The 18,086-nt window shown below is 52.1% G+C and carries 17 protein-coding genes; 16 read left to right on the top strand and 1 reads right to left on the bottom strand.

Annotation, left to right across the window (positions count from 1 at the left end):
• Positions 1 to 131 precede the first annotated feature (131 nt).
• The 6 genes from MKY12_RS22020 (at position 132) to MKY12_RS21995 (ending at position 5,909) form a co-directional block, all read left to right on the top strand.
• Positions 132 to 512 carry a hypothetical protein gene (locus MKY12_RS22020; protein ID WP_339310789.1) on the top strand — a complete coding sequence of 127 codons (381 nt, stop codon included), beginning with the start codon at positions 132 to 134 and terminating at the stop codon, positions 510 to 512.
• Positions 513 to 712: 200 nt separating this feature from the next.
• Positions 713 to 2,524, top strand: a complete 1,812-nt coding sequence (locus MKY12_RS22015; protein ID WP_339310787.1) for an ABC transporter ATP-binding protein — start codon at positions 713 to 715, stop codon at positions 2,522 to 2,524.
• Positions 2,517 to 4,286: an ATP-binding cassette domain-containing protein gene (locus MKY12_RS22010; RefSeq protein WP_339310785.1), complete on the top strand. Its 1,770-nt coding sequence runs from the start codon at positions 2,517 to 2,519 to the stop codon at positions 4,284 to 4,286. Before MKY12_RS22015 ends, MKY12_RS22010 begins: the two co-directional genes overlap by 8 nt.
• A gap of 107 nt (positions 4,287 to 4,393) precedes the next feature.
• The gene (locus MKY12_RS22005) at positions 4,394 to 4,840 is read left to right on the top strand and encodes a hypothetical protein (RefSeq protein ID WP_339310784.1); all 447 of its coding nucleotides are present in this window, start codon (positions 4,394 to 4,396) and stop codon (positions 4,838 to 4,840) included.
• Positions 4,837 to 5,286 carry a macro domain-containing protein gene (locus MKY12_RS22000; protein WP_339310783.1) on the top strand — a complete coding sequence of 150 codons (450 nt, stop codon included), beginning with the start codon at positions 4,837 to 4,839 and terminating at the stop codon, positions 5,284 to 5,286. The genes MKY12_RS22005 and MKY12_RS22000 overlap by 4 nt, the downstream gene beginning before the upstream one ends.
• Before the next feature lie 248 nt (positions 5,287 to 5,534).
• Positions 5,535 to 5,909 carry a glyoxalase gene (locus MKY12_RS21995; RefSeq protein WP_339310781.1) on the top strand — a complete coding sequence of 125 codons (375 nt, stop codon included), beginning with the start codon at positions 5,535 to 5,537 and terminating at the stop codon, positions 5,907 to 5,909.
• Between the two features lie 20 nt (positions 5,910 to 5,929).
• Here MKY12_RS21995 and MKY12_RS21990 read toward each other — a convergent pair whose 3' ends face one another.
• Positions 5,930 to 6,724 carry a helix-turn-helix transcriptional regulator gene (locus MKY12_RS21990; RefSeq protein WP_339310780.1) on the bottom strand — a complete coding sequence of 265 codons (795 nt, stop codon included), beginning with the start codon at positions 6,722 to 6,724 and terminating at the stop codon, positions 5,930 to 5,932.
• Between the two features lie 178 nt (positions 6,725 to 6,902).
• Here MKY12_RS21990 and MKY12_RS21985 point away from each other — a divergent pair, with 178 nt between their 5' ends.
• From MKY12_RS21985 to MKY12_RS21940, 10 genes are all read left to right on the top strand, one after another.
• Complete coding sequence (locus MKY12_RS21985; protein WP_339310779.1) at positions 6,903 to 7,925, top strand: cellulase family glycosylhydrolase; 1,023 nt, start codon at positions 6,903 to 6,905, stop codon at positions 7,923 to 7,925.
• Positions 7,926 to 7,984: 59 nt separating this feature from the next.
• A complete protein-coding gene (locus MKY12_RS21980) occupies positions 7,985 to 9,931 on the top strand; it encodes an alpha-L-arabinofuranosidase C-terminal domain-containing protein (RefSeq protein WP_339310777.1) in 1,947 nt (648 codons plus the stop codon).
• A 137-nt stretch (positions 9,932 to 10,068) separates the two neighbouring features.
• Positions 10,069 to 10,260, top strand: a complete 192-nt coding sequence (locus MKY12_RS21975; protein WP_339250066.1) for a type II toxin-antitoxin system HicA family toxin — start codon at positions 10,069 to 10,071, stop codon at positions 10,258 to 10,260.
• Between the two features lie 24 nt (positions 10,261 to 10,284).
• Entirely contained in the window at positions 10,285 to 10,710 is a 426-nt protein-coding gene (locus MKY12_RS21970; RefSeq protein WP_209988406.1) for a type II toxin-antitoxin system HicB family antitoxin, read from the top strand.
• Positions 10,711 to 10,934: 224 nt separating this feature from the next.
• Entirely contained in the window at positions 10,935 to 11,510 is a 576-nt protein-coding gene (locus tag MKY12_RS21965) for a TetR/AcrR family transcriptional regulator (protein WP_339250064.1), read from the top strand.
• 65 nt (positions 11,511 to 11,575) lie between these two features.
• Entirely contained in the window at positions 11,576 to 12,187 is a 612-nt protein-coding gene (locus MKY12_RS21960; RefSeq protein ID WP_339250062.1) for a GNAT family N-acetyltransferase, read from the top strand.
• 164 nt (positions 12,188 to 12,351) lie between these two features.
• A complete protein-coding gene (locus MKY12_RS21955; RefSeq protein WP_339310775.1) occupies positions 12,352 to 13,530 on the top strand; it encodes an ROK family transcriptional regulator in 1,179 nt (392 codons plus the stop codon).
• Between the two features lie 43 nt (positions 13,531 to 13,573).
• On the top strand, positions 13,574 to 14,557 hold the full coding sequence (locus MKY12_RS21950; RefSeq protein ID WP_339250059.1) for an ROK family protein: 984 nt from the start codon (positions 13,574 to 13,576) through the stop codon (positions 14,555 to 14,557).
• 4 nt (positions 14,558 to 14,561) lie between these two features.
• Positions 14,562 to 15,767: an MFS transporter gene (locus MKY12_RS21945; protein WP_339310773.1), complete on the top strand. Its 1,206-nt coding sequence runs from the start codon at positions 14,562 to 14,564 to the stop codon at positions 15,765 to 15,767.
• 18 nt (positions 15,768 to 15,785) lie between these two features.
• Positions 15,786 to 18,041, top strand: coding sequence for a helix-turn-helix domain-containing protein (locus MKY12_RS21940; RefSeq protein ID WP_339310772.1), 2,256 nt, complete (start codon positions 15,786 to 15,788; stop codon positions 18,039 to 18,041).
• Positions 18,042 to 18,086: the final 45 nt, after the last annotated feature.

The raw sequence follows: 18,086 nt of genomic DNA, 5'->3' as shown, positions 1-18,086 counted from the left end.
ATCTCCTTCATCGGTAAGTACTTTGTGTTTAACAATAAAAGATATAAACTGTTAAATCCACGTAGTATACTCTACAGAACGATGGAATTGTTTTCTGAATCTTTCAACATCAATTTTTAACGGAGGTGCCAATGAAAAAAAGAAACTTAATCCTTTCATTCATTCTTCTATTTGTTATTGCCTACATCTCGTTTGGTGCATGGATATCGCATGATACCAAGATCATATTAGAAGAAGCGATGAAGAAGGACGCTGATATGAATTACATGAGTCCTTCGGTATACAGCAAAATAAATCCTGTTGAACGTGGGATGACATCTGATGGTTTTGAGTATAATTCAAGCGCTCATCAAATCGGTTTTGTATTGCCGCTGCATTACTTCGCAGAGTCAAAAGTATATGTAACTCAGAAATATGAAGATGATAATTTTGCATTCAAAGAACCTGTTCAGCTAACGCTGAAATTGAAAGCCGGGAAGTGGTACGCGACAAAGGTAAGTATTCAGCCCTAGCGGGAATAGCATACTCGGCTCTAATAAAATGACTGCTGCCCACCCCGGCACAGTCATTTTTATTTTCCCTCACCCAACCCCTATAATCTGACAGGTTATTCCTCCCGGATGGAAATGATACTATGAATTAGGGCACGCTTTGCGAGTCTTTCCTATTGTGATTCGTCCCTACCATAATTCATTCCAAACAAGGAGACCACATGCTAACTTCAAGAAAATATAGAGTATTCGATCTGATCGGGATTCCGCTTAGGGTGATTCCGGTGCAGACGGTGGCGGCGGTGGGGTATATGCTGGTGGATGCCTTGATGCCTGCGTATCAGACGCTGGTGATGGCTTATTTCATTAATACGGCGACCCATATTGTGAATGGCCGGGCGGAGTATTCGTTAATCTACAGGCCGCTTGCGCTGATTATGGGTTATGTGATCGTTACTCATCTGCTTCCCAGCCTGATGCAGCTGGTTGAGCTGACGGGGCGCAATCGGCTGAATGTGCGGCTAAAGCGGGAGATGGTGCTCAAGCGGGCGCGGCTTGCGTACCAGCATATTGAGAATAAAGAGACTTCGGAGTTAATCCATAGGGTGTGCGGAGATCCGGTGGGTCATTTCATGAGCGGGTTCAACAATATGATGAGTGGACTGAATCTGCTGATTGGGACCGCTTCGCTGCTTGTGATTGTGATGTCGTCCACGTTCATTACAGGGATTGTGATTGTGCTGGTTGCGGTGCCTTTGTTCTATATTGCCATGAAGACGGGCAAGGCGAATTATGTGCTGGGGATGGATGCGCAGCGGATACGGAGGAGGAGTGCAGAACTGGCGCATATTTTGACTAGCCGGGAGGATGCGGAGGAACGCACGTTATTCGGGTATGGTCCGGCGCTCAGGGATCGGTACGGCAAGCTGTATGATCAGACGTACGCGGTGGAGAAGAAGATACAGATCCGAAGCTTCCTTCATCTGAAAAGCGGCTCGATCATCGCTCTGCTGATCGGCATTATTATAGTGGCCTTGCTGTTGCCTGCGCTGCACTTGGGCGAGCTATCGATTGGCCTGTTCATTTCGCTGGTGACCACGATCTTCAGCCTCGTGCAGAGGATGTCCTGGCAGTTAGCCGAGACGATGCAGGAGCATGCACGGATGAAGGAGTATCTGAAGGATTTCTCAGCTTTTGCCGGGCTCAGTGAGAAGAAGGATGCCGCTGCTCTACCTGTGGAGATAGACGGCTTCGTCTTTCAATCGCTGGAATTCAGGCAGGTGAGCTTCCGCTACCCGGATACGGAGAGATACATATTGAATCAATGCTCGTTCACCATGGTTAGCGGGAAGAGCTATGCCATTGTCGGTGAGAACGGAGCCGGTAAGTCTACTCTGATCAAACTACTTACCGGAATGTACGATAACTATGAGGGCGAAATCTTCATTAATAAGAAGAATCTGCGGGAATACAGCTACCCGGAGCTGAAAAGCATCATCGGGGTGGTCTTCCAGAATTACGCCAGGTACACGCTGACGATCCAAGATAATGTCCGGCTGGGGAATATCCTGAGGAAGGATGAAGAGCGAATCCGTCATAGCATAAGCAAGATGAATCTGAGCGGAATGGTCCAGGGGCTGGAATACGGTCTCGATACTTACGTCGGCAAAATCAAAGAGAAAAGTCTGGACCTTTCCGGCGGGCAGTGGCAAAGGTTGGCGATAGCCAGACTGTTGTATTCCAGCTCAGCTATCCATATTATGGACGAGCCTACCGCTGCCCTGGACCCCATCGAAGAGAGCCGGCTATATGAAATGTTCAGCAGCATCCGCGCAGACCGGTTCACTATTTACATCACCCACAGGCTGGGCGCTGCGAGAATCTCGGATGAGATCCTGGTGGTGCGTAACGGGCGGATTGCGGAGCAGGGCTCCCATGAGCAATTGCTGGAAATCCCGTATGGGATATACGGGAAGATGTTCGCCAGCCAGAAGTCGTGGTATGAAGCAGAGAGTAAGGTGCAGCATGGATAGAATACAGGGGCAGGGGTTCCTGAGGAACGGGGTCAGATGCCTGCGGCTTTTATTCCAGGTGAATCCCGGGAGGTCTTATACGTACATCGGAATTGCCTTGCTCCAGGCGGTCTCCTGGGTGCTGCAGGTGTTATTTATGCAGAGATTTCTGGATGCGGCTGCTGCCTATGCTACAGATCGAATAGACTTCAAAATGGTTCTCTTTTCCTTGGGCGTACTGGCGCTTATGTATCTGTTCTATCATGTCATGGACGGACTCGGGAACTGTTATGAGGAGATTTACGGGCTAAGCGTGGGCAAGCACCTGAATCAGATGATTTTTAAGAGAGTAGATTCGTTACAGGTCTCTGAATTCGAGGACACGAAGCGGCTGGATTATATCCACAAGGCTGTGAACGGGAGCGGCAAGCTGATCTGGATCGGAACAACTTTACTGGACATCCTGTTCTACTATACGACTTATTTCGTGTTCATCGGGTGGTATCTGTTCACGCTCAAGCCAGTGCTTGCGCTAAGTATCGTCGTCGTATTCGTTCCGGTGATGCTCTCTCAATTGGTGCTGATGTCAGCATTCAAGAATCTGGAGGCGGCATCTGCCCCGATCCGGCGGGAAAGTGACTACTATGAACTGTGCTTGACGGACAAAGCGTATCTCTCGGAGACCCGGCTGCTGGGGGCGGCTGCATTTTTCGAGAATTTGTATACGTCTGCCCTGCAACGGTTGAACACTATTGTACTTCGGACGCAGGTACGCAAGCATCTCGTTCAGCTCATACTGAATGTAGTGACGGTTATGGGCTACGGCCTGATTGTGTATATGCTGTTTGTGTCTGTGATGAAGCAGGAGATTTCGATTGGAGCTTTTGCGGCGGTGCTGGCTTCGATTGGCAGTCTGTACCGGTTCATGAACAAGCTGATCACCGAGAGAATCGCCTGGGCTACGGAGAATATCGGGTCTACTGAGAATTTTCTGGATTTCATCGACGAACCTGTTCATGCGACTAATAACCTGCCAAGGCCCGCAGACAGTGATATTGAGCTAAAAGCTGTCCGGTTCCGCTATCCGCTGGCAACCCGAAATGCGGTTGAGGAGATCGACCTGATCATCCCCAATAAGCAGACGATGGCAATTGTAGGCGAGAATGGAAGCGGGAAGACCACGCTGTGCCGCATCATTATGGGCTTATACCTGCCTACGGCAGGGGAAGTATGGTACGGGAACGTGGAGGCCTCACGGACTACCTATGAGCGAACTTCGGCTGTTTTTCAACATTATCGCAAGTATAATGAGACCTTCCGGGAGAATGTGCGGATCAGCCAATATTCTAAACTAGCAGATGATTCCGCAGTAGTATCCGTGTGCGAGGAGGCCGGGGTGCTTTTATCCGGTGAAGGGGTTAAGGAAGGGCTGGATACGATGCTGGGACGGGAGTTCGGCGGCACCGATCTGTCCGGCGGTCAATGGCAGCGTGTGGCGATTGCGCGTGGATTGTTCCGGGACAGCGACCTGATGATTCTGGATGAACCCACGGCGGCCATCGATCCCCTGGAGGAGACCCGTCTGTATAACGACTTCGCCGCCTTGTGCCGGGATAAAACCGCAATCCTGGTCTCGCATAGACTAGGCTCCGTGAAGCTGGCGGACCGAATCCTCGTGATGAAGGACGGAAGGATCGTACAGGACGGCACGCATGAGCAGCTAATGAGCATGGAGGGGGAGTACCGGACGATGTATGAGGCGCAGCGGAAGTGGTATGTGTAGGTAAAGTGTGTATTATAAGAGTATAGTTTCAACGTATACCTAAGAGTGTTACCCACTTTAAGAATGGACAGGGGATTCAGCCTGAGCTGTTCCGGGAGCAGTATGCATTGAAGGATGTTGAGCTTACTTCTAGCGCAGGTTCCTATTATTGGGGGTATTACTGTCATCTTATAACGGATGTCGAATGGATCAAGTTAACTAAGAGCAAGCAGGAGGAGCCGGTACATCAAGCGGTAAAAGGTACTCCCGAGTACAATCAGCTGGTGAAGCGGGACTGGTACTGGCTGGACTTCAAATATTTGAAGCTGCATGGCAATCATGTGTTTTGGACTGATGTGCAGCATATTCAGCAATATCCTGAATACTTACCGTTCTTTCCTGAAGGCCAGACCTTTAAACAAATACAGAATATCATTCACTTTTATTGCAACACTGAAGTGCCGATAGATTACGAACCAGTTTATATGAAGGAAGCGGAAGTAGATAACTTTGTGCTGGAGACAGTGGACAAGCTCCGGGACATTATGGAATTTGATAAGAGGAGAGAACCATGACCATCCAAATCGTAAACGGCGATCTATTAGAAGCTAATGAAGATATTCTAGGGCACCAGGTAAATTGTCAGGGGGTGATGGGGTCGGGGATTGCGAAGATTTTGCGGGACCGCTATCCGAATTTATATCCTGAGTATAAAAAATACTGTGACTCTTACACGCCTGACGAGCTGCTCGGACACTGCCAGCTGGTGCAGACGGGCGCGAAGTACACGGCGAATCTGTTCGGCCAGCTTAACTATGGAAGAAGCAAAATCCGGTATACCGATTATGCTGCGCTGGAGCAAGCGTTAACCACTCTGAAGATAGAAGCACAAGCCAAGGGTCTGTCTGTGGCGCTTCCGTACAACATTGGCTGCGGGCTGGCGAATGGGGAGTGGAGTGTGGTGGAGGAGATGATCGGGAAGGTTTTTGCAGACTATGAGGTAACTTTATATAAGATTTAAATTATCTGTGCACTATACTTCTGCTATCTATAAGCTTTAAGTTATGAAGCAGTCCGCCTTAGAGGGGGCTGTTTTTTTACAAGAGAATTTATATGTTTTGGGGTCCCCGCAAAGTACCTGAGTCATCATCGAAGCTTAAGCCCCACTTTGTGGGGTTATTTTATAGATTTATATTGTGAATTACTATAATATATAACTATATTATGAAATCAAGTTTCAATAGATGAAACTGCTAAGGAGGAAGATGGATGACCTACAATTATTATGGTCTAGACCATGTACAACTGGCAGCCCCGGAAGGCTGTGAAGCTGAGGCCCGGAGATTCTTCAATGGGTTGTTAGGCTGGATGGAGATACCCAAACCAGAATTGCTGCAAAAGCGTGGCGGGGTTTGGTTCCAATGCGGGACGCATCAAGTACATATCGGGGTGCAGCGAGATTTTGTTCCTGCGATCAAAGCTCACCCGGCATTTCATGTACAACACTTGATTGAATTACGTGAGCATCTGTTGCAGAATGACATTCAAGTAATGGATGATGAAGCGAGGGCGGATGAAGGCGTTAAGCGCTTCTATGTAAATGACCCTTTTGGTAATCGTCTTGAGTTCTTGGAATATCACTAAAAATAAAGCCAGACTGCTTATCAGCGGTCTGGCTTTATTTTGTGCTCCCTGTACTGGGTGGGCGTCTGGCCCAACTGCTGCTTGAACTGGCGCATGAAGTGGATCTCGCTGGCGTAGCCGCTCATTTCTGCGATTTTTTTGACGGAGATGTCTGTGGTGGTGAGCAGGTATTTGGCATGTTCGATCCGGCTGGCAATAACGTCGGCCATCGGGCTTACGCCGAAGTAATCTTTATACAGGTGCTGGAAGCAGGAGCGGCTCATGGTCAACTCGTGGGACAGCCCATCGATGGTCCAGTTCAGGAAGGGCTGGTTGTAGATTTTGGTGCGGATAATGGACATCTTGTTGTAGTGGGTGTTGCCGACTTCCTTCTGGGACGAATGAATCCGGTTGCTGAGCTTAATGAAGAATAGCCGCAGATATAATTCAATCGTCTCGTCCTTATGCGGATTCTCGGAATACACCTCATAGCACAAATGGTTAATGATGATCGACAGCTCGTTCAGATCGCCAATCGGGATCACTTCATCCCTGGGGATCGCCAGCCGGTCCAGCAGCGCTTCATCGTCCGGGTTGTCCAGCCGGAAATGGAACCAGTCATTGGTGAACTGTGAACTGTAAGCCCGGTAGAGCTGAGGGGTGTGCTCGCTGTATAGAATGAAGGAGTCCGGCCCTGTCACCCGGCTCTCTCCCTCCAAAGTGAAGATGGCCGGGGTCTTCAGCAGCAATAGCATATTGTCGCCCGAGCCCTGGGGCCGGTTAATGATGAAGTCCGCGTCATGGCTGTGGTTGTAGCCGATATTGTGTATGTTCATATGAACCTCCTGCGCAGCAGATAGGTCTATTGTAGAAGCTAAGGGTGCCTTTTGTAAATGAGGATTGCACAATATGTTAGTACTTACGCACGATGTGTAATTGTTCTGCGGCCAGGGTTTATCTATGCTTAAGACAGGTAGAAGTAAGAGCTTACAATGAAGGCTGAGGCCGGAGAGGATGATCGTGATGAAAGAATGGACGGGTTATACCAGAGGTGTGAATCTAGGAGGCTGGCTGTCCCAGTGTCCTTATCAGCATGCCCATTATGATAGCTTCATTACGGAGAAGGATATCGAGACGATTGCTTCGTGGGGCCTGGACCATGTCCGGCTGCCGGTGGATTATGAAGTGATAGAGGATACGGGGAATGCAGAGACTTACGCCGGGTTCAAGCATATCGACAACTGTATCCGCTGGTGTGCTGCCCATGGGCTGAATCTCATTATTGATCTGCATAAAACGCCCGGGTTCTCCTTCAACAGCGTGGCCGAGAATTCCCTGTTCGATGACCCGGCGCTCCAGGAGCGGTTCCTGAATCTGTGGAAGGCGATTGCCAGCCGGTATGCCAGCTATAAGGATACTGTGGCTTTTGAATTATTGAATGAGATTGTGGAGCAGGACAGCAGCCGCTGGAATGCACTGGCTCACCGGACGATTGCCGAGATCCGCAAGCACGCCCCGGAGACCAAAATCGTTATCGGCGGCATCCAGTGGAACAGCGTGCATACGCTGGAGCTGCTGGATCAGCCTTTTGATGAGAATATCGTCTACACCTTCCACTTCTATGAGCCGTTCCTGTTCACACACCAGCGTGCGGCTTGGGTAGAGCAGATGCCTAAGAGCAGCATGGACTATCCGGGTGACCTGGAGAACTACCGCAGCACTTCGGCGGCTATCGGCGCTTTTGGCTCGGGGCTGCATTCAGAAGGTATCCACGAGATGGGTCCGGCGTACATGACCAGTCTGATTCAGAACGCGATTGATGTTGCAGCAGAGCGAAACGTATATCTGTACTGCGGCGAATATGGAGTCATTGAGCAAGCCCCATCGCAGAGCGTGGTGAACTGGTACAAGGATGTGCATGGCGTGTTCGAACAATACAAGATCGGCCGGGCCGCCTGGACGTATAAAAAGATGGACTTCGGCATCTCTGACCGCTACGACAGCAGCATTACGTCTGAGATAATTACTTATTTATGAGCTGGTAAATAGAGAACTGGAAAATATACAGACAAGGAAAAGTGGCGGAGGGGAAATAAATGAAACTACAAATTACAGATAAGCCTGGAGTATCGATATCCAAGGGGATGATTGGGCTCTTCTTCGAGGATATCAATTACGGTCTGGACGGCGGGCTGCATGCTGAGATGATTGAGAACCGGTCCTTCGAGTTCATGAAAGCGCAGGGCGACCGGGGAAGCTATAGTGAGAGCTATGATGGTCTCTATGGCTGGACGGCATATCCTGCAGAGGCCAGCGGGGCCACGCTGAAGATTGAGACGGAGCATCCGCAGAATGAGGTCAATCCCCATTACCTGGCGTTTACCGTCGGGGAGATGCAGAACGCTTTTACCAATAAGGCCTATGATGGAGTCTCTCTGAAGCAGGGACTATCGTATGAGGTATCCTTCTATGCCAGAGCGGAGGGTTATGCAGGCGGCATTGAAGTTTCGGTTGAGCAAAATAGTACGGTTATGGCGCAGGCTGTCATCGCGACAGCGGTAGGGGAAGAGTGGACACGCTATACAGCGCAGCTTAGCTGCAATGAGCCTGTGTCGTATGGGGATTTCGTCATCCGGCTGGATGCTCCGGGTACGGTCTGCTTCGACTTCGTCTCCATGATTCCCTCCGACGCGGTGCTGGGTCTGTTCCGCCGGGATCTGGTCGGGCTGCTGGAGGAGATGAAGCCAGGCTTCCTGCGGTTCCCCGGAGGGTGTATTGTTGAGGGCTATACCCTGGAGAACCGCTACCAATGGAAGCGGAGTGTGGGCGCTGCCGAGCAGCGCAAGAATAACAGCAGCCGCTGGGCGCTGCACGGCAATCATGAAGAGAATCAGTACACGAGCGAGTACAGCCACTATAATCAGAGTCTGGGGATCGGGTTTTATGAGTATTTTCTGCTGTGTGAATATCTGGGAGCGCGGCCGATTCCGGTGCTGAATGTCGGGCTGGCTTGCCAGTTCCAGTCTACTGAGCATGTGGGCGTACACGATGAAGATTTCCAGGAGTATATCCAGGATGCGCTGGACCTGCTGGAATTCGCCAACGGACCGGTGGATTCACCGTGGGGCCACTTGCGGAGTGAGATGGGTCACCCAGAGCCGTTCGGTCTGGAGATGATTGGAATCGGCAATGAGCAGTGGGAGACGGAGCATGCAGACTTTTTCACCCGGTACGATCTGTTCGAGCAGGCGATTCATGCCAAGTATCCATCTGTGCAGCTAATCGGGTCTGCGGGGCCGGATGTCAGCTCGGACAACTATACCCGGGCGTGGGAGTATTACCGTAAGCGGGCTGCGGGTAATCCGAACTTCGTCTACGCTATCGATGAGCATTATTATGTGAAGCCGGAATGGCTGTGCGAGAATGTGCATTTCTATGATGAGTATCCGAGGGAGATCAAGGTGTTCGCTGGAGAATATGCGGGTCACTATGGCAACGGGATGAATTCGCCGCACTTCAACAGCTGGGGCGCTGCGCTGGCAGAAGCCGCATTCCTGACAGGACTTGAGCGCAATGCCGACATCGTCGTGCTGGCCTCTTATGCTCCGTTGTTCGCCAGACTTGGCTACGCCCAGTGGTCGCCGGATATGATCTGGTTCGATGGCGAGAACAGCTACGGTACACCAAGCTACTATGTCCAGCAGATGTACAGTACGCTGATGGGAACAAAGGTGCTGCAGACCGTACATGACCAGGAGGAGATTCCTTACACTGTTTCTTATGATGAGGGGCAGCAAGTCCTGTACGTGAAGCTGGTGAACACGCAGGACCGTACCGTTCAGGTGGAGCTGGAGACAGCATTGTCCTTGACCGGAAGCGGAGTGGCTTATGTCATGCAGGGACAGGAAGCGGAAGTGAACTCTATTGAGGCTCCGCGCAACATCGCTCCTTCTAGTGTGCCGCTTGAGACCGCGAACTCGATGGTGTATGAGCTTGAGCCCAAGTCGTTCCATGTGCTGCGGATGGAGTGCCAAGAGAAGTAACCTGTGTGGTACAATCAAACCTCTTAAGAAGATTAATGAGCTTTTTAAGGGGTTTTTAAATATGATTAAGGCTTATATTCATCCATTGACACGTGCTTTCATACGTATTATCCTTGATGAAGGAGGATGGTTATACTATGAAGGGTTATTCTTCAAGAGAAATGATAAAAATGATCGAAGCAGACGGGTGGTATTATATCCGGGCGACTGGCGACCACTATCAATACAAACATCCAGTCAAGTCGGGCAAGGTTACCATTCCACATCCCAACAAAGATCTGCCGAAGAAAACCATCATAAGTATCCTCAAGCAGGCAGGACTTCAATAGTTCCAGCGAAAGGAGATCATTCAAATGAAGGATAAAGTAAAATTTTACCGTTATTTTGCGACCTTTGAACAAGACGAAGATGGAATTACTGTAGAATTCCCTGATCTTCCTGGTGCAATTACTTGCGGTCAAAATATAGACGAAGCGTTCCAAATGGCCAAAGATTGTCTCGCGCTGCACCTATTTGGGATGGAGGAAGACGGCGACTTGATTCCTGCTCCCTCTGGTATTGATGCGCTCAATAAACTCACAGCAGGAACGGGGAAAATGGCTGCTCTAATCGAGGTGTTCATGCCACCTTACCGGAGTTCCATATCAGAACGTTCCGTGAAAAAGACACTAACTATTCCCAAATGGCTGGATGACCTCGCAGCAACAAATAACGTGAATTACTCACGGATTCTGCAGGATGCATTGAAGGAACAGCTCGGTGTGAATGAAAGAAGATAATCCATAGATAACAAACCTCCCCTGTGGAGGAAAAAGTCACCTCCTTACGAAGCGTTCAGCTTTTCTTGAGGGGGTTTTTACTTTGGCCTTGAACAATTTGACACCACCCACCTCCCGGTATAAAATAAACTTAAATGATAGATAAACATCTCATTATAATAATTAAAGTATCATTATGTTAACTGAAATATCACTCATCCTACAGCAGAGGCAGGCCTATATTCATGAAAACCAGTGTTAAAGATACCAAACGGAAGGCCATTCTGGATGCATCGACGGAGCTGCTGGCGATGAAGCCGACGGCTACGCTGCAGGAGATCGCGGATCACGCAGGGATCGGTATTGCGACGCTGCACCGGTATTTCTCTACCAGGGAGCTGCTGCTGGATGCGCTGGCGCTGAATGCGATCGGGCTGGTGGAAGAAGCGCTCGGGGGAGTTACCGCAGAGGAGCATGATATGCTCCCGTTCCTGACGGAAGTGTTCGAGGTGCTGATTCCTTTGGGCGGCAAGGTGTCTTTTCTCAGCTCTGCAGCCTCAGTGGACGAGAATCCGCATATTGTAGCCGAGGAAGCACGGATCAAGCAGCCGCTGCGTGAAGCGGTGGAGGGCTGGCAGGCACGCGGTCTGCTGAATACCGGAATGCCCGCCCACTGGATCATCACGGTCATGTATAATCTGTTGTTCGTTGCCTGGCAGGAGATCCAGAAGGGGAATCTGGCGAAGAATGACGCTCCGAAGCTTCTGGTAAATACAGTCCTCCAAGGCTTTGGCAGAACAGGGCAAGGGGACAGCAGGTAACCGTGAAGCGGGCTGGTTCCCTAAGGTGGATAGAATCTGGAGTGGAACAATAAGGAGGAACCTGTATGTCAACACTGCAAGTAGAGATCGTAGACCGCTTGGATGAAGAACAGAAACGTGAGGTCGCCAGGCTATACTATCAGGCTTTCACCTTGAAATTCAGTGGAATATGGATCTTCTCCCGTGAAGAGCAGGATATTGTGGAGGTGCTGAGCCGCTGCCTGCGTTATGACAACGCCCTGTACGCGGTGTATGAGGGAAGGGTCGTAGGCTTTGCCGGTCTGGAGACAGGCGATGGCTTCTTCATGATGCTGAGCTACCGTTCGCTCAGACAGACCTTCGGTGTGCTCGGCGGCGCTTGGCGTTACGCAGCTTATGGCTTCTACCGCCTGCTCAATGGCAATACCCCCTCTAATGCAGTGCATATCGATCCGCTTGTAGTGTCCGAGCAGGCCAGAGGGCTGGGCGTCGGAACCCGGCTGCTGGAGGCCGTCTTCGCGTGGTCCCGGGAGGCGGACCGCAGTAAGGTGATGCTGGAGGTTGTCGATACGAATCCGCTGGCGAAGAAGCTGTATGAGCGGGTGGGCTTCCGGACCTTCAAGGTACAGAATACCCGCTTGTTCTCCGCTCAGGCCGGCTTCCACAAAGTGCTGCATATGGAGAAAATGCTGAATTAGCCCGGCACTCATTCCCGATCCGCAGGAGGATCGGGAATTTTCGTGTTTTGGGAGAGGGGGAGATGAGGAAAGAGGGGCTGGATAAATCGCCCGAAAGACTGTATATTAGACTATACATTAAGTTAGTAAACTTAATTAACTATATATAGAACGGAGTATGAATCGTGAGAATTCAAACGGCCGGGACCCCCAAGGTCATGCGCAATCTGAATGAATTTCTGATTCTGGACCGGATCATCGGTGGCGGACCGCAATCCAGAGCGGATCTTAGCCGGTATACCGGCTTAAGCAAGCCTACGGTATCCTCGGCCATTGCTCATCTTATAGAACGGGGACTGGTCAGAGAGACCGGCAGAGCGGAGAACACCCAGGGCCGCAAAGCGACTCTGGTGGAATTCAACCCGAAATGCTTCTATACCCTAGGGGCAGAGGTGGGGGGGAGCAGCCTGCGGATAGCACTTGCGGATATGAGTGGAGAGATCTGCTATTACAAGCAGCTGTCTATGCCGGATAGCGGGCTGACAGTGGCGGTGTGTCAAGACTTCCTGGTTCAGAGTATAGAGGGACTGCTTGCGGATTCCGGGATCTCCCGGGAGAAGCTGCGGGCGGCGGCCTTCGGCATTCCAGGCGTGGTGGACCCGGCAGATGGTAGCGTGTCTGACCTGGTTGCCCCGCTGCACGGGTGTGAAGCGGTGCTCGCGAGGGCTAATCTGGCCCGGCTGATCCCCGTGCCTGTCGTGACGGAGAATGATGTCAACCTCGCCGCTCTGGCAGAGTATACCTCTTCGGGGATGGCGGCAAGCGGCTCTCTGCTGTACTTCTCCATCGGCGCAGGAACCGGGGGCGGCCTCATTATTCATGGGGAGATCTACCGGGGGCTTGGCGGCGGTGCAGGCGAACTAGCCAATCTGATGCTGAGCGCAGGCAGGCTGGAGGATGTGTTGTCTACAGACGGATTAAGGCAACTGGCCAACCAGATGGCAAAAGAATATACAGGCGCAGGTGATACAGCGTATCTGCTGTCTACACCTGGAGGAACGGCAGCACAGATATGGGATGCAGTGCGCAGAGGCGACCCTCTTGCACTGGCTATTATCGAGGCCTACTGCAATCTGCTTGCAGAGGCGGTGGGCAGTATTTGTACCGTGATGGCTCCAACGACTGTGGTCCTTGGAGGCGAACTGGGCAGCCATGGGGATATCCTGCTGGAGAGACTGGAATCCCGGCTCGGGGGGCTTCACCGGAAGCCCGGGCTGGCTGCTTCCAGCCACGGGGACAAGGATGTGGTACTTGGAGCGGTCCAGACCGCGGTCCAATTGGCTTTTCGTGAGATGCGGGCATAAGGAGCATAAGCTTATATTTTATAGAATGACGGGGGAATCCTAGATGAATATGTTAACTGCCGGAATTGATGTTGGCGGCACCAAGACACTGCTATGCCTCACAGATGAAGTAGGAACGGTGCTTGAACAGTACAAGGTGGAAACGCAGCTGAGCCGGGAGCCGGAGGTGTTCTTCCGCTGGTTATTCGCCGAACTGGAGCAGCTCTGCAAGCGTAACGGAACTACGCTCGCTTCTCTGAAGGGAGTGGGCATCGGGTTCCCTGGAGTCATGAATGAGCGTACCGGAACACTGACCAGCGCACCGGCGCTCAATTGGCCTGCAACCATGGATATTCGTCCGGTAATTGCCGCTTATTATCCCGGACTGGTGGTGCTGGACAATGATGTGAATATGGCAGCTATGGGCGAGTATGCAGCGGGCTCGGCTGCTGGGTCCGAGCATTTCATTATGATCACGGTCGGTACTGGTGTGGGCAGCGCCTTGTTCCTGAACGGCCAGCTCTACCGGGGAGCCAGCTTCGCTGCGGGTGAGATTGGCTATCTCATCGTTGAGCCGGGAGCGGTTCATGCTGCTGCCGATCCGGAGTATAGTGAGTTCGGCCCGTTTGAGATGGAGGTATCCGGCACGGGAATCGGGGCGAAGGCGGCGGCCAGGCTGCACGGGAATAACAGCAGTTCATTGATACGGGAGCTGGCGCAGGGCGATGCGGTCCGGGCGGAGCATGTATTTGCAGCCGCGCAGCAGCAGGATGAGACGGCACTGGCGCTGCTGGATCATGCGTATGAACAGATGGCGGCGGCGGTCAAGAATATAGCGATTACGCTGGATCTGGAGCTGGTCATTCTCGGCGGCGGTGTCGTGGAGAAGAACCCGGGCTATGTGCAGGAGGTTGCAGCGCGGGTCAGCCGGTATACTCCTGAGCAATCCTTAACCATCCGGCAGGCGGTGCTCGGCAATCAGGCGGGAGCGATAGGTGCTGCTGCGGCGGCCCGAAGCAGGCTGAGCGCAGGAACCGGGCAGAATTGAGGGTATGAAAATGAGACGCGGAACAAGTATAATGAGATTCTCTGTAGGCAGCAAGGAGAGCGAGGTCCTGCTGAAGATGCGCGGTCTGTATCTGTTCACAGGTCTGGCCGGGGGCAGCTTCAACCCGTATGTCACCTCTCTTCTGGTTCATCAGGGCATGACGAGCCAGAGGATTGGAATTATGATGGCATTCGGCACCTTGCTGGCGATTCTGTTTCAGCCGTTATGGGGAATTCTGGTGGACCGCTATCAACGAACAAGACTGGTACTAATGCTTACCCTGATTGTTCCCGGCACCATAGTCTATCTCTACAATGTAAAATGGCTTGTCATCATTGTGCTGGTATACAGCTTGTATACGATTTTTCAGAGCACCCAGACGCCGATTGCCGATGCTTATGCAGTGAATGCAGCTTCAGCCGCAGGCACCTCGTTCGGGACCATCCGGCTGTTCGGCAGTATCGGCACGGCGCTGGGAGGGTACTTCGGCGGACTGTATCTGAACTGGATGGGGGTCACCGAGCTGTGGATTCCCTTCCTGCTATTCAACCTGCTTGCTCTTATCCTCGTGATGACCATTCCCGTGAATGTGCAGCGGCGGGCGCAGCATGTAACGTTCACCAGCGGAATCAGGCAACTGCTGGGTAACCGGGTCTTCCTGCTATTTCTCGCCGGTTGTTTTCTGGTGAACCAGACGCTTACGGCCTTCAACTCCTTCTTTGTGCTGACCTTTCAGATGGCGGGCGGGAGCTTCGCGTGGTCAGGCATCGCCCTGATGATTGCTTCCATTACCAGTGTTCCGGCAATGCTCGTGGCCGCAAGAGTCCTGAAGAAGTACGGCTATGAGAAAACATTGATGCTGGCCTCCGTTGTCTACATGCTCCGCTGGGCGATCCAATGGCTCATTCCTGTTCCCGGTGTTATGATAGGTGTCCAGACGCTGCACGGCATGTCTTTTGGTTTCTTCTACATTGCAGCCGTAGAATATGTGGCCTCCATTACGGGTAAAGAGCTGCAAGCCACAGGACAAAGTCTGTTCAATATGGTGTTTGTCGGTCTTGGTGGCATTGCCGGGAATCTGCTGAACGGGTATCTGCTGGAGACCGGCGGACCGGGACTGATGTATTTCTCCTGTACGGTCAGCGCCGCGCTCGGCGCATTGCTGCTGTACAAGGTAAGCTCAATTTCACGTAAGCAGCAGTCTGAATAAGAAGAAGGGGGAAGCTCTATGAAGCGCAGTTGGTATAGTCGGATGCTATTCTCATACTTCCCTGTCTTCCTGCTTGTAGTCACTGTTCTAATCTTCCTGGCCTTCATGGTCATTACAGAGCTGTCCCGCAGCGAGACGGAGAAGGCTAACTACGTATCCACCAGCTATGTGGCGGATACGGTGGAGCGGACCTTGAATGATATAGAGCTGGGGGTGCTGCAGGAGATCGGAAATAACTATTCCTATAATGACTTCCTGGATGCGCCCTCCGGCACGGACTCACCGGCAGGCAGCTCGTATGAAATTGTGCAAAGTATGAACCGTCTATCCGAACGCTTCAGCATGATTGATTCAATCTATGTCTACCGTAACAAGGACAAGCTGATGCTGGGCCAGAGCGGATACGTGAATCCGGGGCAGGGCCAAGGGCTGGAGGCAGAATATTTGCAGCAGCTCTCTGCGAATAAGAATAAGCAGCAACAGGGGTGGAGCGCTGTACGGATGGTTCAGCCCAGGAACTCTAAGGACTTGCGGCCGGTGATCAGCCTGGCCAGCAGGCTGCCGATTCCTTGGGGCTCCGACGGTTATATTGTTATTAATGTCAGTGTGTACCGCGTAGAGCGTCTAGTGGACAGCTTGACGAGTGGAGAACTGTCCTTCCTGCGGATCAAGGATGTCTCGGGGACACCGATCTATGATTCTGCTCCGGCCGCAGACGGCGAGAATAACAGAACGCTCTCGAAGGTCGAGGCGAAGAATCTGGGCTGGACCTTCGAGAGCGGACTCCGGGCCGGGCGCTTATTCGATTGGATCTCGGTGATCTCCTACGTCTGGTTCATTCTCGGGCTGCTGACGATTGCGCTGGGCGTAGTGTATATCATCTACATCACCCGGCGGAATTACCGGCCCATCCATCAGCTGATGGTGCGGATTCAAGGACTTCAGCCTGCGGCCCAGAATGCCGCACCTGGCGTAGCTTCCGATGAGCTGGCCCTGATGCATAATGCGCTGGACCGGCTGGTGCAGATCACTACCGACTATGAGCGGGAACGTTATGAGAATCTGGTCATTCAGCGACGGGAGCTGTTCCAGGATTTCCTCAGCGGGCAGCGGCTGGAGGATGTGGTAGAGCGGCTGGAGACGCTGGACCCCTTCGAGGGCACCAGGGAGTTCGAAGCGTTCGTTGTATTCACAGCCGAGCTGAACCGGGAGAAGGACTGGCATGCGCTGCCTGCTCAGGATCAGAACCTGCTGAAATTCGCCTTAACCAATGTACTGGGTGACCTGATGGCAGATAAGCAGCTTCAGGCCTGGGCCGAATGGATCAGCGGGGAGCGGCTGGGGATGATTATTGGTTTCCGGTTCCAGCCGGTGAAGGATGACAGTGATACGATGCTGGAGCTGGCAAGAGACTGCCACCGCTGGATTATGGATAATCTGCGGGTATCCCTGACCTTCGGAGTGGGTACGGTCGTCCGGGACTGGCGGGAGATCCGGGATTCTTACGCGGCAGCGGCTGAGGTGCTCAGTCACAGGCTGGCCTTGGGAACAGATATTGCGGCAGTCCAAATGGATCAGCAAGACGATTCCGGATTGCAGAGCTATAAATACTTCGGAAGCTTCACCCAGCTGGTCCGTGAATTCCGCCTGTCGGGCGAGAACTGGCGAATCCGGCTGGACGAAATCTTCAATTCCTTCCGCACGGACCGCCTGAAGGACGAAGAGATCTATATGCTGCTGGAAGTGCTGCTCCAGGCGCTGGAGCAGGAGCTTAAGGGGATAGCGGAGACGCTGGACCGTCAGCTCGCGGCAGCATGGAGCGGCGGTCTGCGGGAACGCATCCGGGGCAGCACCAATCTTGAAGAGATCCGGGAGCTGCTGACCGGCTGGCTGAATGAAACCTACCATGTCTATGTGTCGGTCAATGAACTGAAGAGCCACCGGGTGATGATTACCGAGGTTAAGCATTATATAGAAGAGCATTATGCGAATCCTGATCTGTCCTTGAATCATCTGAGCGAGCGGTTCCAGATCTCTGCGAAATACGCCAGCTACCTGTTCAAGGAAGAATTCAATATGAAGTTCGTGGACTTTCTCGCAGAGCTGCGGCTGATGAAGGCCAAGGAACTGCTGGAGACGACTTCAGAGAGCATACAGGATATTGCCCTGCAGATTGGATATGCTAATTCCATTACCTTCGGACGGGTCTTCAAGCGTATTACGGGCATGACCCCGGGGGATTACCGCAAATTGAAGCTCCATAAAGATGAATAAGCAATGCGTAAATCCGGCTTCAGCTGATTCCGGGTTTGCGCTTTT

The sequence above is a fragment of the Paenibacillus sp. FSL M7-0896 genome (genome assembly GCF_037975415.1).
GTDB classification, from domain to species: domain Bacteria; phylum Bacillota; class Bacilli; order Paenibacillales; family Paenibacillaceae; genus Paenibacillus_AQ; species Paenibacillus_AQ silagei.
This window is presented reverse-complemented; position numbering and strand designations above follow the sequence as displayed.